General features: G+C 41.9%; 13 protein-coding genes. 10 read left to right on the forward strand and 3 right to left on the reverse strand.

Annotated features, from left to right (window positions below; all coding sequences use genetic code 11):
* Positions 1–6: 6 nt before the first annotated feature.
* Entirely contained in the window at positions 7–4,524 is a 4,518-nt protein-coding gene (locus tag B3D47_RS04855; RefSeq protein ID WP_286860240.1) for a translocation/assembly module TamB domain-containing protein, read from the forward strand.
* A 158-nt stretch (positions 4,525–4,682) separates the two neighbouring features.
* Entirely contained in the window at positions 4,683–4,832 is a 150-nt protein-coding gene (locus tag B3D47_RS04860) for a hypothetical protein (RefSeq protein ID WP_004892982.1), read from the forward strand.
* 125 nt (positions 4,833–4,957) lie between these two features.
* Here B3D47_RS04860 and xseB read toward each other — a convergent pair whose 3' ends face one another.
* On the reverse strand, positions 4,958–5,155 hold the full coding sequence (xseB, locus tag B3D47_RS04865; RefSeq protein ID WP_004892985.1) for an exodeoxyribonuclease VII small subunit: 198 nt from the start codon (positions 5,153–5,155) through the stop codon (positions 4,958–4,960).
* Positions 5,148–6,407, reverse strand: coding sequence for an exodeoxyribonuclease VII large subunit (gene xseA / locus B3D47_RS04870; protein WP_286860242.1), 1,260 nt, complete (start codon positions 6,405–6,407; stop codon positions 5,148–5,150). Before xseA ends, xseB begins: the two co-directional genes overlap by 8 nt.
* Positions 6,408–6,634: 227 nt before the next feature.
* Between xseA and B3D47_RS04875 the strand changes: the two genes are divergently transcribed.
* The 8 genes from B3D47_RS04875 to B3D47_RS04910 all read left to right on the forward strand — a co-directional run bounded on the left by B3D47_RS04875 (position 6,635) and on the right by B3D47_RS04910 (position 15,060).
* Positions 6,635–7,063: an I78 family peptidase inhibitor gene (locus tag B3D47_RS04875; protein WP_286860265.1), complete on the forward strand. Its 429-nt coding sequence runs from the start codon at positions 6,635–6,637 to the stop codon at positions 7,061–7,063.
* 112 nt (positions 7,064–7,175) lie between these two features.
* Positions 7,176–7,535: a hypothetical protein gene (locus B3D47_RS04880; protein ID WP_004892990.1), complete on the forward strand. Its 360-nt coding sequence runs from the start codon at positions 7,176–7,178 to the stop codon at positions 7,533–7,535.
* Positions 7,536–7,738: 203 nt separating this feature from the next.
* Positions 7,739–8,008 (forward strand): hypothetical protein, encoded by a 270-nt coding sequence (locus tag B3D47_RS04885; protein ID WP_004815762.1) that lies wholly within the window; start codon positions 7,739–7,741, stop codon positions 8,006–8,008.
* A gap of 294 nt (positions 8,009–8,302) precedes the next feature.
* Positions 8,303–10,942 (forward strand): bifunctional aconitate hydratase 2/2-methylisocitrate dehydratase, encoded by a 2,640-nt coding sequence (locus tag B3D47_RS04890; protein ID WP_004815764.1) that lies wholly within the window; start codon positions 8,303–8,305, stop codon positions 10,940–10,942.
* A 74-nt stretch (positions 10,943–11,016) separates the two neighbouring features.
* On the forward strand, positions 11,017–12,006 hold the full coding sequence (locus B3D47_RS04895; protein ID WP_286860269.1) for a PD-(D/E)XK nuclease family protein: 990 nt from the start codon (positions 11,017–11,019) through the stop codon (positions 12,004–12,006).
* A gap of 16 nt (positions 12,007–12,022) precedes the next feature.
* A complete protein-coding gene (locus tag B3D47_RS04900) occupies positions 12,023–12,241 on the forward strand; it encodes a hypothetical protein (RefSeq protein WP_286860271.1) in 219 nt (72 codons plus the stop codon).
* Positions 12,242–12,368: 127 nt separating this feature from the next.
* Positions 12,369–13,592 carry a sodium/glutamate symporter gene (gene gltS / locus B3D47_RS04905; protein ID WP_286860274.1) on the forward strand — a complete coding sequence of 408 codons (1,224 nt, stop codon included), beginning with the start codon at positions 12,369–12,371 and terminating at the stop codon, positions 13,590–13,592.
* A gap of 445 nt (positions 13,593–14,037) precedes the next feature.
* Positions 14,038–15,060 (forward strand): sensor domain-containing diguanylate cyclase, encoded by a 1,023-nt coding sequence (locus tag B3D47_RS04910; RefSeq protein WP_286860276.1) that lies wholly within the window; start codon positions 14,038–14,040, stop codon positions 15,058–15,060.
* Between the two features lie 36 nt (positions 15,061–15,096).
* On the opposite strand, the gene B3D47_RS04915 is transcribed toward B3D47_RS04910, so the two are convergent.
* The gene (locus tag B3D47_RS04915) at positions 15,097–17,205 is read right to left on the reverse strand and encodes a TonB-dependent receptor (RefSeq protein ID WP_286860278.1); all 2,109 of its coding nucleotides are present in this window, start codon (positions 17,203–17,205) and stop codon (positions 15,097–15,099) included.
* Positions 17,206–17,324: the final 119 nt, after the last annotated feature.

Genomic DNA, 17,324 nt, shown 5'->3' on the forward strand with positions numbered 1-17,324 from the left:
AAGAACATGGTCGAGAACCAGCAACCACAAGAAGTAGAGCCGGAAAATACACCTTTACCTAAAAAGCGCCGTATTTTAAGAAGCATCTTACTGTCGGTGCTGTTTTCTATTCTGTTTTTACTCGCGGCATTGGCGATCATGTTCTCGACGGATCGTGGCAGCAAGTTTTTACTGGATCAGGTACTGCAACGTCAGCAGATTATTCATTATGAATATGAAGGCGGTAATCTGTGGCGCGGGATTATTGTGCGCAATGTGCTGGTGACGCTCAAATCGGTTGATGTCAAAATTGACCGTGCCGATGTCATTCTAGGCTGGCGGGCAATTCTCAAACGGGAAATTCATTTAAATAATGCAGATATGCGCAATCTGCAGGTCATTAGCAAGAATCCGCCAAGTGATAAGCCGTTTTCTTATAATGATATCCGTTTGCCATTTGTATTGCGGGTCGATCATCTGGATCTGGATCACCTGCTAATTAAAACACACAGTTCCTCAGTTGATTTTTATGATGTGGTGATTAATGAGGGACTTTGGTCGGGAACCAAGCTGACCTTCGAAAATTCGCGCATGAATATGGGCTATCTGTATGTTTATGATGCCACGGGTGATATGGACTTCCATGGTAAATATCCACTGAATGCGACCGGCGTACTGAATATTCCATCATTAAATAATAGTCTGAATATTCGTGATATTCGTGTAGCAGCCCGAGGTACCTTAGAGACTATTGAAGCCGGTGTTGCCACCTATACGCCAGACTTGCTGACTGGCTGGGCCGTGATTCATCCGATGAATTCACATGTGCCGATGTTTGGTAAACTTAAATTTGAGCAGTATCACTGGCCAATATTGGAAGATCAGAAACTATTCTCCAAAGATGGTATGGCGGAATTTAATGGCGATATCAAAAAACTGAATATTAATCTTAATACAGACCTGAGCGGCAAGGATATTCCGGAAGGCCAGTACAATGCCATGATGCATACAGATCTGGTCAATCAGTTGAATATTACTGACTTTAATGGACAATTAATGAAAGGTTCAGTCAGTCTGGCAGGTATGGTCGGCTGGCATGATCAGGTGACCTGGGATGTGTCTGGCCGTGTGAATCGTCTTAACCCTAAAGATAAAGTGATTCCGCAGGTCGTGCAGGACTTTCTGCCACCAAGTCTGGATGGAAATATTGCTTCTAAAGGGACATTGGAAAAAGGTTTACACCTGACAGCGCTGGTTGATTTCGATCGTTATGAAACCTGGAACATCAAGCTAGATCAGAACGAAGCGAAAAATAAAAAAGCCCAGCCGATGCTGATGAATGTGGCATGGAAGAATATCGACCGTGCAGCGCCTTATGTAGGCTGGTTAAAGAGCGAATCCGGAGATGTAAATCTGGCGCTAACTGAAGGTCAGCAGGACATCTTTGTGGCAACGCAGGTGGCTGCCCATGAGCAGGGTATGCTGCCAACAGGTATGTATCAGGCGAAACTGAATCTGAAGAATAACATTCTCAAAGTGCCAAGCTTTAGTTATGCTGCGCAAAGTGGTGGCCTCACCGGTAACGCCGTAGTAGAACTGCCGGATAAAAAACGCCAGTTAAAATGGAGCGCTGTGCTAAATGCCAAGGATCTGAATACGCAGGCACTGGCAGCAGCATCACCAGTCGATCGCCTCAATGGCCGCGTTACAGCGAGTGGTTATGCCAAGCCAAATCAGCAGATTATCAACTTAAAAGCGATCGATCTGACAGGACGCCTTGCTGGTCAAAATGAAACAGTGCGACTGACCGGTAGCAGTACGGCAGCATTGTTATTCCATGATGAAAAACGGGGCGGTGGCTTCAAGGGCTATGCAGTAAATTATGATGGCAATTTAAATGCCAGCCAGTTCGCTGCAAGTAAAGGTCTACTCAAATTCAAGGTATCCGGTACACCTGAATTATTGAAAATCAATGAATTCAGACATGATGGTATTGCAGGGAAGATCAATGCCAGTGGTCTGGTGAATCTGGCGAATGGTTTTGGCTGGGATATTAATGCTTCACTGGTTCGCTTTAAGCCACAATATTTTGCTTCCAGTGTCAAAGGTGAGCTATCGGGAAATGTGAAAACCCGTGGCGTATGGTCAGATGCGTTGAAACGTATTCAGATTGAACGTCTTAATCTTGCCGGAATACTGAATAACAAGCCGGTACGTGGTACAGGTAATCTGTCGATGATTATTGATAACAAACAGAGCGGATTTGTACCACAGCAGTTTGAAGCCAATAATCTGTTCCTGTCTTATGCCAGTAACCAGATTCAGGCAACCGGTAATGCACAGAATCTTCAACTCAAGGTGAATGCGCCAGCGCTCTATGAGTTATATCCGGGACTGCGTGGTCGTGCATACGGTTATATCAATATGCAGGCGCAGCCACGTTTGCGTGCTTCAACCAACCTGGCGGTTGATGATTTTGCCTTTAATAATCTGTTTAGCGTGCAGAAAATCCGGGTACAAGGCCAGTTGCCGACTTCACAAAGCACACCAACCTTGCTCACTGCAACCATGGATAACCTGCGTAGTGGTAATCGTCAGATTACCCGCGGTGAAATATCTCTAGCTGGGACACGTGCAGCGCATATCTTAAAAGTTCAGGCAGAAAACAAACTGTCCAAGTTCTATGTACAGTTGGCCGGTGGTTTTAATGCGCAAAATAACTGGCTGGGGCAGATTCAAAATGGTGATTTCGATTCCCTGCGTACGCGTCTGGTACAGCGTCAGAATGCCTCTGTAATCTATAACACAGCACAGTCAGATCTGTTTGTCGGTGCGCATTGCTGGATGAGCCAGCAAAGTCAGTTGTGCTTTGACCGGCCAATACGTGTCAACAAGACACGTGGTAGTGTCTCATTCCAGACCCAGAACCTGGATCTGAATGATTTCAGTGCGTTCATGCCTGAAGGGCTGGCAATTACCGGTAAGGTCAATGGCTACGCGCGTGCAACATGGGCGCAAGGTGCGAAACCGAAGATTGATGCCCGACTTGTCACCCGAAATGGTGTGGTGGGGCTAGCTGCTGAAGATCCGCAATATCTAGGGCAGACTCTGAAATATGATGAAGTCGGATTGGTCGCGAAAAGTGTTGCAGATGGCTTGCAAATTCGTCTGGATGTGAAAACACCGGATATCGGAACGGGATATGCCAATGTCATTATTGATCCATATCGTGACAGTAAACCGATGCGTGGTGAAGTCGCTTTTAACGAAGTACAGCTAAAAGTATTCAAGCCACTTATTCAGGATGTGCGTACGCTGGAAGGCACCTTATCTTATGCGGGTAAGATCGGCGGTACACTAACCCAGCCATTATTAAACGGTGAGATTCGCGTAAAAGATGGGGCGATCAGTATGATTTCCCTGCCAGTGAATCTGACCAATGTGCAACTGTATTCATCTGTACGTCAGGATTCTGCGACAATTAATGGTGCATTTAACAGTGGTCGTGGTGTAGGCCGCTTGACTGGTTCGGTGGACTGGAAAAACGATCCACGTGTTCAGTTACGTCTCAAAGGTGAAAATCTGCTGATACGCCAGGCACCACTGATTACAGCTGTCGTCACGCCAGATTTGGCTTTGGACCTTTATCCATTTAACAAGAAACTCAGTCTGAATGGTTCAATAGAAGTTCCACGTGCTTTGATTTCTATGCCGGAAGCGTCTAAACCAGTTGTTAATATTTCTTCAGATGTCCGTATTGTACAGGAAGGTCAGGATCAGCTGGCAATTCTAAAATCAGCACGTCCATGGGATATTCGTGCTGATGTTGCGGTGTCACTGGGTAACCAGGTGATCTTCCAGGGCTTTGATAGCCGTATTCCATTGATTGGACGGGTCAACCTGTCTCAACGTGGTCTGGAAACAGCGATGCGTGCCAATGGTGCGATTGGTGTGTCCCAGCGGGTAAAAATCGAAGCGTATGGTCAAAGTCTGGATCTGAACCGTGCCATTGCCCGTTTTAACGGTCCATTGTCTAATCCGACCCTGGATATTGATGCCAACAAATCTGTACAGGGTAGTGTCGTAGGTGTGCGGGTTACCGGTACAGCTTCAAGTCCTGCTATTCAGGTGTATAACGATGCCGGCTTATCAGAACAGGAAGCATTAAATGCCTTGATTACCGGCCGGATCAATGAAGGTAGTTCAGCATTAAGCCAGTCTGAAAGTTTCAGGTCTGATGTTAACAATACCATTGCCGCTGCGGGGATCAGTTTGGGTCTAGGTGGTACCCGCGCATTGACCAACCAGATTGGTCGTACTTTTGGTTTAAGTGGTCTGGCATTGGATGCACAGGGTACAGGCGATGATACCCAGGTATCAGTTACCGGTTATATTACGCCAGACCTGTATATTCGCTATGGTGTAGGTGTCTTTACCCCCGTGAATAAACTGACTTTGCGTTATCAGATGAATCAGCGTCTATATCTGGAAGCGAGTCAGTCTCTCGAACGAGCCATCGACTTGTTCTATAACTGGCGTTTCTAAAAGAAAAAAAGCCCTTCAAGTGAGGGCTTTTTTTAATTGTGGAGTTGAAGCAACTCTTGTCTTTTTAAAATGATAAAGATGTATAACATTTCTAGCCTTGATGTTGGGTTCCAATCTGTCATATCTATGGGTTAAGCATATTGAGTAAAGGAACACATATGACCAATCTATCAGAGCAATCAGATAAAGATGTTACGCCACATAAAGAATCCAACGATGACAAGGGCAATCAGGCTTCTTATAAGAATGTTAAGCCTGAGAAAAAACCCAATGCAGAACCTGAAAATCCGCTAAGAGAGCAAAAATAGACTGTTCTCATCTAAAAAAGCCTTCTTCATGAAGGCTTTTTATATTCGAAAAATAGCCTAAGTTATATTTTAAACCTTATTACTTGCTCTAAAAAATAAACATAATAGGAGATAAAACTTAAATTTTATTCCTTAAAAGTGTCATCTAATGCTTGCTGTACTGCATCGACACGTGTTTTACAGGCTTTATAGGCTGCCATGGATTCCTCAACAATCTTCATCAGATTATCAATATCCGGTTCCTGCTGGGCATCCAATAATTCCGCATTTCGTTTCAGAATTTCATAGCCTTCTTTAAAACTTAAAGTATTGTCATTATTCATGTGGATTTACCTGTGTGATATTGGCTACAAAAGTTCCATCCTGCATTTCGACCTGAACTTCACTTTCAAGTTCATGGACTGAACGCACAGCATGACCTTGTTGACGGACGATGGCATAGCCTTTGGAAAGTACTGTTTTCGGATTCTGGATCAGCGTTTCACGTAACAAGGCTTCAATCTGTTGTTGTGCAATTCGGGTTTGCTGGCGGGCCAAATTGCTGATATTAGATTTCAATTGAGTAACTTCTTTGAAAGCATCCGAGACTTTGGCATTGGCAATACTTTGAATCAATGTCATCAATTGATCATTCTGGTTTTGATAGGCCTGAATCTGCTGCCGGGAACTACGCTGAATAATTTGCAGATTGGTAATGACATCCTGCACACGCTCCACAATGTGATTGCGAATCCCAGCGATGACTTTACTCGGGGTATCATAGGAACGGTGTGCAATTTCATCCAGAATGGTCCTGTCTTTTTCATGACCAATACCAACCCAGATTGGCACACTACGTTTACACAGTAGGGCAGCCAGTTCATAGTCATTCAGGTAAGCCAGATCATTGACCGCACCACCACCGCGGATAATCACGATTAAATCAGGCGCCGTTGTGTAATCTTCTGCCCACTGTTTCAGCGCTTGTGCCAGGCTTTGGCGAATACTTTGCGGTGCAGTATTTCCCTGAAAAGTCGCCGAGTGATAAACAAACTCGCATACCTGTGCATCCGCTAGTGCATCTGCATCCTTTTTAAAGTCACCTAAACCAGCAGCATTTTCAGGAGCAATCACCAGAATCCGGTTTAGGTCGAATGGTGTTGGTAATTGCCGGTTGCGTTCAATCAAGCCTTCTGCCGTGAGTCGTTGTACGATTTCCTGATAACGTCGGGCGATATCACCGAGGGTATAACTGGAATCCATTTCAACGATATTCAGGGAAAAGCCATATTGCGGATCAAAACTGGCTTTGACCTTAATCAGAACATTTAAATCACGACTTAACTCAATCCCAGTTTCCCGTTCAAACGGGGTCACAATTTTCTGTGCAGCAAATTTCCAGATGGTGGCACGGCAACTGGCAATCACCTGATCATTGTCAGGATCTTTTTCTGCCAGTTCTAGATAGTAATGACCTGCCTTGATATTCAGGTTGCGTATCTCTGCCTTGACCCATACCGGTATATCGAAGGTGAGTTTAATCACCTCCTGCACGGTAGAGAGATATTCCTTGAGCGAGAATTGGGGATCTTGCATAGCCGCAGAAAAGTTTAAAATTCAAGCAAATTTTAGCTTAAACCTGCATATCACTCAAACCAGATTACTAAGTATTCTTGTGGCTTAATTGCAGCAGGGCAATATAAAAGCATCATGATTTATCGCTGATAGTAGCTTCAGCATTGATTTACATACATTTAGATAAACTTTCTTGAGTATGACTATGTTAAATTAAGTCGGAATGGTCCTTTAGAAGAAGATCGCCAATGAAAAGAATCATGTATCTGGGCATGTTGATCGCCGTATTAACAGGATGTACAGCACAGCAGCCAAGAGAAACACCGCGTATTGGTATGCCGAATCCTGCCAGTGCCTATTGTGTGGATCAAGGTGGGAAGCTTGATATCCATAATGAAGTAGATGGTCAGGTGGCCTATTGTCATCTGCCAGATGGTAAAGTGGTGGAGGAGTGGGCATTGTATCGTAGCAATCAGGACATCTGCCTGTCTGAAGCAGCACATAGTCTGATCGGCCAGTCTGGTCTGAGTGAGGCGCAAATCAAAGCCAAAACCAAAGCTAAGATTGTGCGTATGATACAACCGGGACAAGCAGTGACTATGGATTTCCGTGAAGACCGTGTTACGGTCACCGTAGATCCAAAAACTGGAAAAATTGTTCAGTCCAGCTGCGGCTAAATCATTTTGACAACAAAGCCCTGTAGAGGGCTTTTTTGTTGCAGCCGGACTTGGCAAATTAAATGACAAATACGCTGTGATCTTTTATATTGCCCTGCGTAAGGAGAAGTTCATGAAAAAGTTATTTGCTTTATCTGTTTTGGTGGCTTTGGCTGGCTGTGCCGAAAAGAAACCACTCACCCCTGAAGAGCAGTGGCAAGGTTATTGTCGTAGTGTGGGCAATGCTGCACGCAGTATCATGCTGGACCGTCAAAATGGCATTGAGAAAGAAAAAGCTGTTGAACATGCCAGCAAGGTTGAAGATGAAACTACCAAAGCATTCGTCATGACCATTATTGATGACGTTTATAAAATGCCATTGGATGAAATCACCAAAGATGTGAAAGAATCGCGTGAAAAAATCCGTGCTGAATATACTGAAAAATGTATTGCGACACCGCATGACGAATTGCCAGATTATAAACCGTTCTAAGGAACGGTTTTTTTATAGCTTTGCCATATTCAAATTATTTTATGCAAGCGTGAAGAAGTTATTTATCTAATACTAATTTCTTATAAAAATAGCCTAAGCTTTTTGTACAATTTGTGACAAATTCTAAATCTAAAATATAGCAATACTTATCTAAATATCGAATAATGAAAATATCTCCAAAATAATTAAAAAGGAGCAACATTATGAACGTTGTGGGATATTTACATCACGCAGATCTGTTGCTTGAAGATGAACAGGGCATGGCGATCATTGGTGGTGGAAACTACGTGCTAAGCGTTGGTGATAAAGTCAGTTTAAAACGTATTCTCGATCAAAATAAAAAACTCTATCTGGTCGATATTTCCTTTGCCAGTAATAATCATAACGGCACCTACGAAGACCAATGTGTACTCAAATTTGAAGGCTGTCGTGATGCATTTAACCAATATTTGAGCACAAGCACAGTACACTAAGGTGGAGTATCTTTTTTCTTATAACTCAGGCAACATTCGTGTTGCCTTTTTTATAAGTGAAATTCAGCTAAAAGTGCTCAATTAGAGCTTAATTTATGCAAGAAAACAGATTTTTGATTATCAAATAATCATTATGCACATCATTTATTTACAAAATAATGAGCATCACAAAGAAACACTTTACTTGCATTAACTTTTAACTGGAATTTTAGTAAAATTTGAGAGTCCATATTATTTGTGAAGCTTTATAAAGTAGGAATTCACAGATAATTTTTTAAAAAAGAGGAATAAACCGTGCTAGAAGCTTACCGCCAACACGTTGAAGAACGTGCCGCACTCGGAGTCCCACCGAAGCCACTTGACGATGCTCAAACTGCTGCATTAGTTGAATTATTAAAAAATCCACCAGCGGGTGAAGAAGCATACCTAGTTGACTTGCTTGAAAACCGTGTTCCTGCAGGTGTTGACCAAGCTGCATACGTAAAAGCTGCGTTCTTAGCTGCATTGGCAAAAGGCGAAGCGACTTCTCCACTAGTTTCTAAAGAACGTGCGGTTTACTTACTGGGCACTATGCTTGGTGGTTATAACGTTGCTCCTTTAGTAGAACTTTTAGACGACGCTGCACTAGGTGAACTTGCTGCAGAAGCGTTGAAGAAAACTCTTCTTGTATTTGATGCGTTCCATGACGTTGCCGACAAAGCACGTGCAGGCAATGCAAACGCGAAAGCAGTTCTTCAATCTTGGGCTGACGCTGAATGGTTCACAAACCGTAAAGACGTTCCTGAAGAAATCAAACTGACAGTTTTCAAAGTAACTGGCGAAACGAATACTGATGACCTGTCTCCAGCACAAGACGCATGGAGCCGTCCAGACATTCCATTGCACGCAAATGCAATGTTGAAAAACGTACGTGATGGCATCAACCCAGAAGTTCCTGGTGAAGTTGGTCCATTAAACCAGATCAAAGAACTGATCGCGAAAGGTAACCAGGTTGCTTACGTAGGTGACGTTGTTGGTACAGGTTCTTCTCGTAAGTCTGCTACTAACTCTGTACTTTGGTTCTTCGGTGACGAAATTCCGCACATTCCGAACAAGAAAGAAGGCGGTTACTGCTTAGGTTCTAAAATTGCTCCGATTTTCTTCAACACCATGGAAGACGCTGGTGCATTACCAGTTGAAATCGATGTAGCAAACATGAACATGGGCGATGAAATCACCCTGAAGATCGACAAAGCTGCTGCTAAAGTAACTGCGTTCAAAGACGGTGCTCAAATCGCTGAAGCTGAACTGAAAACTCCAGTACTTCTAGACGAAGTTCGCGCTGGCGGCCGTATCAACCTGATCATTGGTCGTGGTTTGACTACTAAAGCACGTGAAGAATTAGGTCTTCCTGTTTCTACATTGTTCCGTACACCAGTACAACCTGCTGCAACTGGCAAAGGCTTCACCCTTGCTCAGAAGATGGTTGGTCGCGCTTGTGGTCTTCCAGAAGGTCAAGGTGTTGTTCCAGGTACTTACTGTGAACCACGTATGACTACTGTTGGTTCTCAAGATACAACTGGTCCAATGACTCGTGACGAACTTAAAGATCTTGCTTGCCTAGGCTTCTCTGCTGACCTAGTAATGCAATCTTTCTGTCACACAGCTGCGTATCCAAAACCAGTTGACGTTCAAATGCAACATACGCTTCCTGATTTCATCATGAACCGTGGTGGTGTTTCTCTACGTCCAGGTGACGGTATTATCCACTCTTGGTTAAACCGTATGCTTCTTCCAGATACAGTAGGTACTGGTGGTGACTCGCATACTCGTTTCCCAATTGGTATTTCATTCCCAGCGGGTTCTGGTCTGGTAGCGTTTGCTGCAGCAACTGGTGTTATGCCACTTGACATGCCAGAGTCTGTTCTTGTGAAGTTCAAAGGTAAAATGCAACCTGGTATCACGCTTCGTGACCTAGTACATGCGATTCCTTACGTAGCGATCCAAGAAGGTGACCTGACTGTAGAGAAGAAAGGTAAGAAAAACATCTTCTCTGGCCGTATCCTTGAGATCGACCTGACAGAAATGGAAACTGACCTGACTGTTGAGCAGGCATTCGAACTTTCTGATGCTTCTGCTGAACGTTCTGCGGCTGGTTGTGCGATCACGCTTTCTGAAGAGAAAGTTGCTGAATACCTGCGTTCTAACATCACTATGCTGAAGTGGATGATTTCACAAGGCTATGGCGATGCTCGTACTATGGCGCGCCGTGTTGAGAACATGGAAAAATGGTTGGAAAATCCATCACTTCTTAAAGCTGATGCTGATGCTGAATACACTAAAGTGTACGAAATCGACCTTTCTACGATTACTGAACCAGTTCTTTGCTGCCCGAATGACCCAGATGATGCAAAACTTCTTTCTGACGTTCAAGGCGTGAAAATTGATGAAGTATTCATCGGTTCTTGTATGACTAACATTGGTCACTTCCGTGCAGCTGGTAAACTTCTAGACAAAGTTCCTGGCGGTTCTTTATCTACTCGTCTATGGTTGGCTCCTCCAACTCGTATGGATGAACACCAGTTGATGGAAGAAGGTTTCTACAATACTTATGGTAAAGCTGGCGCTCGTACAGAAATGCCAGGCTGTTCATTATGTATGGGTAACCAGGCACGTGTAGCACCGAACACAACTTGTGTATCGACTTCTACTCGTAACTTCCCGAACCGTCTAGGTCAAGGTGCGAACGTTTACCTGGCGTCTGCTGAACTTGCTTCTGTTGCTGCTGTATTAGGTAAATTACCTTCTCCAGAAGAATACCAACAGTACGCTGCTCAAATCGACAGCATGTCAGCTGATATCTACCAATACTTGAACTTCGACAAGATGAGCGAGTATACAGATGCTGCTAAAGACATCGATACTAAGAAAATTGCTGCTGCTCAATTAGCTTAATTTGTTGAAAAATAAATTAAATTGAGTTAGAAATAAGGGCTGATTAATCAGCCCTTATTTTTTTGAGTATAAAAATGCATAAACCGAATATATTTACATATGCAACAAAAGAATTATCACAAGATGCTTTTATTTTTTGGCTATTAGATCATGCAAATCCTAAATATAATAATATTAATCAGGATTTAAAAAATTGTGCTTTAAACTTAATATCAGAATTTTTTAAATTAGAAAATAAGGAAATGCCAAAGAATATTGAAAAATTTAGTCTTTCAAAACAATATCAAAATATAGATATCTTATTAAAATTAAATAATTATTCTATTGTCATTGAAGATAAAACTGCAACAAAATCTCATGGAGATCAACTAACCAGATATAGAAATATTATTTCTTCAGAGATGGGTGAAGAAAACGTTTTAGCAATATTTTTTAAAACGCATGACCAGTCAAATTATAAAAAAGAAATAGCAGATGGATTTAAGATTTTTTCTAGAGATAGATTAATTTCTGTATTAGACAATTATACGTCTATACCAAGTGATATTTTTAATGATTTCAAAGATTATATATATTCTATAGAAAATGAAGTTAATGCATATGTTCATAAAGAAGAATGGAATCATAAAAATTGGGTAGGATTTTTTAAGTATTTGCAAAAAGAATTAAATCGTGGTGATTGGGGATATGTCCCTAATCAAAATGGTGGGTTTATGGGGTATTGGTGGGCTTTTCAAAAAAATGAGAGCTGTTGGCAATACCTTCAAATTCAAGAAGATAAACTTGTTTTGAAAATAAATGCTTTGAAACCTGAAAATTACACAAAATTTAGAAATTATTGTTATAAATATTATATAGAAAAGGCTAAGCAAGAGAACTTAAGTTTTAAAAAACCAGCACGTTTTGGTAACGGCGAAACAATGACAATTCTTACGGCTGAATACTTGACTAAAGATAAGGACTCAAAATTAATTGATATCGAAAAAACTATTCAAAATTTAAAGTCATATACAGATTTTATTGAAAAATATGCTTTAAAAGAGAATGATTTTACATCTTTATAATTTTAATTAATAAACTATGCCCAAACAATCCCGATTCCTCTGTATTGGTGGTTTCCTCAATGGAACTCAAGTCAAAAACCAAGGTGACAGCTTTGTCTGTGTCGAAAATGGTAAACAGGTGACTTACCATAAAAAAGAAATCTTCCATCAAGACGCTTGGGATCACGATTACTATGTCTGTGAAGCCATTACAGATCAGCAAGCGAAAAACTGGGTCTATGATATTCCATCCTAATAATTGCATCTATTCAGGCTATAAATTAAACAATTACTGGAAACAGTAACTTGCATAACATTTCTAAAATTGATTTTTCATACTGTTTTCCTAAAACTGTATAAAAATAAAGCCAATAGGGAATGTTATGAATTATGAGATCGATGCCTTTGGCACTTTGGTAATTGCGGTATTTTTTCTTTTTATTGGGCGGTATCTGGTTAGTAAAATTGGCTTCTTTAGAAACTATAACTTACCTGAACCCGTGATCGGCGGTTTAGTCGCAGCGATTGCGGCTTTTATTCTCTATAAATTTTTTAATATCAGTGCCACATTTAATTCAGAGATTCAAACCATCCTGATGCTGATGTTCTTTACCTCCGTTGGTTTGAGTGCAGACTTTTTGAAGCTTAAAGAAGGCGGAAAATCACTCTTGATCTTTCTGGTCTGTGTCATTCTATTTGTAGTCGTACAAAATGCGGTTGGTATGAGCTTAGCGACAGCACTTGGACTTGACCCATTAATCGGACTAATTGTCGGCTCGATTACGTTAACGGGTGGACATGGTACTGCCGGTGCCTGGGGTGAAGTTCTGGAAACTCAACATGGCATTCAGGGGGCGATTGTCCTCGGTATGGCAAGTGCTACCTTTGGATTAATTATTGGTGGACTTGTCGGCGGTCCGGTTGCCAAATACCTGATTAAACGCAATCAACTGGCTGAAACGGTGCCGCAAGAGACTAATGAACAACAGCTTGATGCGAATATGAATACCGCACCCTTTGAATATCCAAAGAAGACCCGACTCATTACAGCCAGTAATGCGGTATCAACTCTGGGGATGTTTGCACTATGTATTTTTGTCGCCAATCAGATGACAGAAATCAGTCAGGGAAGATGGTTTGAACTGCCAACCTTTGTTTGGGCTTTAGGGACAGGGGTGATTGTGCGTAACATCCTGGAGCATGTGCTAAAAGTCGATATCTTTGATCGCGCCATTGATGTATTTGGGAATGCCTCATTATCCTTATATTTATCTATGGCTTTACTGTCACTGCAACTCTGGTTATTGGCCGATCTGGCAGGCCCGCTTATTACAATTTTATTGGTACAGACAGCGGTACTAATCCTATTTACTGCAATTGTCACCTTTAGAATTATGGGGAAAAATTACGATGCAGCGGTATTGGTGGCAGGGCAGTGTGGTTTTGGTATGGGGGCAACACCGACCGCAATTGCGAATATTCAGGCAGTAACCAATAGCTATGGTCCATCACATAAAGCCTTTTTAATCGTGCCACTATGTGGTGCATTTTTTATTGATATTGTGAATGCTGTGGTGATTCAGAGCATCATTGCATTTTTTGGTTAAAGGTTAATACGACTTTAATATCATGCAGACATGAAAAAGCCCCATGGTTAGGGGCTAGTCGTATGCACATCTAAGGCACATACTGTAAGAGGCTCATCTCATACTGTAAGCATTAAAACATAAATCTTCAGTAAAAGATAATGAAACATCAACTGTTTAAAATGATTCAATGTAGGAACATCATTTTAATTTAAGTTTGTTCAAACTATAAAATTCAATTTAAATACTTTAGCTTAATATTGAAAATGCTTTTTACATTCTCTGCCAGCAAAGGTTCGGATACTGAGCCGTACCAATTTCAATCAAAAGATTGAGAGAGATCATATTTCTAAAATTTAAATGAAAAGAATTGCTTTTAAATTAAACAATAACATCAAAAGTTTGCTATACAAAGCCTGACCGAGTTCTTAGAATAGCGGCTATTTTTCAATCTTAAAGCGCATTGATGCCAACGCAAGAACAGCTTTTATCCGTCATTTATACCCAAACAGAAATTATAAAACTAGGCCATGATCTGAATGCAGTCATGACACTGATTGCAGATAAAATTCAACAGATTACTGGTGCTCAAGGTGCTGTGGTGGAATTGGATGAAGGCGAAGATATGGTCTATCGCGCAGTGTCGGGCGGGGCAGCACATTTATTGGGTTTACGCCTTGCAAGAGAGAATAGCTTGTCCGGCTTATGTATCGCAGAAAACCGTATTTTATATTGTGAAGATTGTGAAAATGATCCACGGGTAGATCGTCAAGCTTGTCATCGAGTCGGCCTACGCTCTATGGCAGTCGTGCCTTTAATTCATGCCAATGAAGTAGTCGGTGTACTTAAAATCTATTCTGATCAAGTTGCAGCATTTAAACTTCGTGATTTAAAATTATTAAGCTTGATGTCCGAAACATTTGCCGCAGCGATGTATCATGCCACCAAATTTGATGCACAAGTATTATATAAAATGGCAACTCAAGATAGTCTAACCGGACTTGCCAATCGGGCATTATTTTTAGATTGTCTACGGCAACGCATGAGCTTGGCGGAACAGCAACAGCAATCATTAAACGTTTGTATGCTGGATATGGATAGACTGAAATCGATTAATGATCAGTATGGGCATCGAGTAGGAGATGCAGCATTAAAAGAAATTGCAACACGACTAAAAGCAATACTAGACGATGAGGTTGTCATAGCTCGGCTGGGTGGGGATGAGTTTGCACTTATCTTAGATATGAATACTGACCGAAATCAGGCTCTATTAACGATGCAAGATATTTCTCAAGCCTGTGATGCAGTTTTTAATTTTGAAGAAATGAGCTTACAGATTGGTTTAAGTATCGGACTGGCAGTTTATCCTGAAGACGGTGTGGAAATTGAGACATTATTAGAGTGTGCCGATTTACGCATGTATGCGCAAAAACACCAACGTAAGCACCAGGGCATAAATAAAAACCATCAGGTTGGGTTACAGGCCTGATGGTGAAAACAAAAAAAACTGCTTTATAGAATTCTTTTAAAATGTATATTTCACCGTAAAACGGTAACTCCGATCTTCACTTGAATGAACATGTTTGTCCAGAATACCTTCACGGCTATCTGACAGTGGGTCACATTCAGCCGTGTTAAGGTCGTTTGCTAGACAGGATTCATACCAGTACTCGATATCATTTACCTTACGGTTAAACAGGTTTAAGACATCCAGTTTCGCTTCCAGATTTTTGCTGAACTGATAACCCGCTTGCAAGTTAACCAAAGTTGATGAACTGGACTTTACGCTATTATCTTCAATCAGTGAGCGCGGACCAAAATAGCGCATCCGCAGTCCTAAACTCCAAGGTTGGGCGGGTGTGTAAATCACACCGGCAGAAGCTGTTTTATTGATTGCACCCGGAATATATCGGCCCTCTTCAGCATGATCTTTATAACGTGCCTTAGACCAAGCTAGATCGACATCAATCATCCAGTGTTCATTGGGCTGATAAAAATTACTGAACTCAATTCCTTGACGACGGCTTGGGCGGCTGGCTTCCGTGGTACCTGCATCACCGACAAAGAGCAGCTCAGAATCGGAATCCAGTTGCCACAAGGCAAAGGTAGTGCTCAGGTTAGGTAACCATTGTCCACGTATCCCGATTTCAGCATTCTTGGTGCGTACCAGTGGATCGACCGGATCAATGGCTTGCAGATAAGCTTCATCACGCGGATCTGGATTAATTTGAATGGTCGTGCCACGAGCATCATTACTATGAAAGCCATAAGCATAATTTACATAGTATTCAGTATTCGCCCATGGACCAAAAGCCAGATTCAGCTTTGGACTTAGAATATGGTCATCAGTTTTGCCAGAATTTGCTGCCAGGTCTGAATCTACATCAAAATTAAAATAGTCGGCGCGTAAACCTAGAATGCTCTTCAGCCAAGGTGTCCATTGCACCTGATTTTGCCCCCATAGGCCCACATTATATTCTTTCACCTGGTCTTCACGAATGGTATTAAAACGCTGGCGATACTGGGTTTGATACAATCCTAAGCCATCAATATCATCATAGCGAGTAGATGCACCAACCGAGTTAATCACATGGCGGTCTTGCCAGTGTGTCAGCCAGCTGTGTTCAATAGCACCACCAACAATATATCGGTCTTCTGCCTGTTCAAACTGATCACCACGTTTGGCATCAGTCAGATAATAGGTAAAATTGGAAAATAAGTTCAGTTTTGAATGAATACCATAAAGGTTAAATTGAGTCTGCCAATTCTCTTGATTCACCACTTTTTCAAAAGCCAGTGAAGTACGACTGGTTTCTCCACCATCACTGTTATCCAGACTGCCAAAGCGGCCAATCAAATTGTCATCTATTGCACGTTGTGGCACCTGATCAGTCGAATTCCATTCGGAATCATAATGATTAGCCGTCAAGCTCCAGCCACTTTTACTGCTACCTTGAGTATATTTCAGTAAATAGTTCTGTTTTTTTAAGTTCTGTTCATGCTGCCAAGGGCCATCATGACCCAGAAGTTCCATGCCACCAGTCAATTTTCCGCTTTGCAATTCAGTGGTACCTGCAGCGACAACACGCTGGTAATCATTTGAACTCAGTGTGGCCTGAATAAAAGGTCGGTCTAGCTCAGTCACAGTTTTTAAATGGACACTGCCGGCAGAAGCAAAGTCACCATCACGGGCATTGGTAGCACCTTTATGATAGTGCAGATTTTCAATGAGTTCAGGAATCAGGAAATTCAGATCGGTATAACCCTGACCATGCGCATGCGTCACCATATTTAATGGCATTCCATCTACAGTCGTGGCGAAATCTGTGCCGTGATCCAGGTTAAACCCGCGTAAAAAATACTGGTTGGCTTTGCCATCGCCACTATGCTGGGTCACGATCAAACCAGGCACAGTTTCTAATACTTCTGCCGGGCGCAGTAAGGGACGATGTGCTAATTGTTCTCGGGTTACGGTGCCTTGGGATGCCGAATGCGCAATGCCACTATGATCTTCTGCAGTATGTGCAAAGATATGAATCGTTTCTAGCTGCGGATAGAGTGTTCCCCCTGCATGAGCAAAGTTTAATAGCTGACCCGAAGCAAGCAGCATGGCGGATAATACTTTGATCTTCATTTTTAACCCTACAAATCTAATGCACCGCTGTAGAGCAAAATAAATGCCAAGATTCTTGAATTATCAATTAAATGTTATTTTTTAGAGCCTTAAATTTATTGTTGAGTATAAATTTCAAT

This window comes from Acinetobacter sp. UBA3461 (genome assembly GCF_002381195.1).
GTDB classification, from domain to species: Bacteria; Pseudomonadota; Gammaproteobacteria; order Pseudomonadales; family Moraxellaceae; genus Acinetobacter; species Acinetobacter schindleri.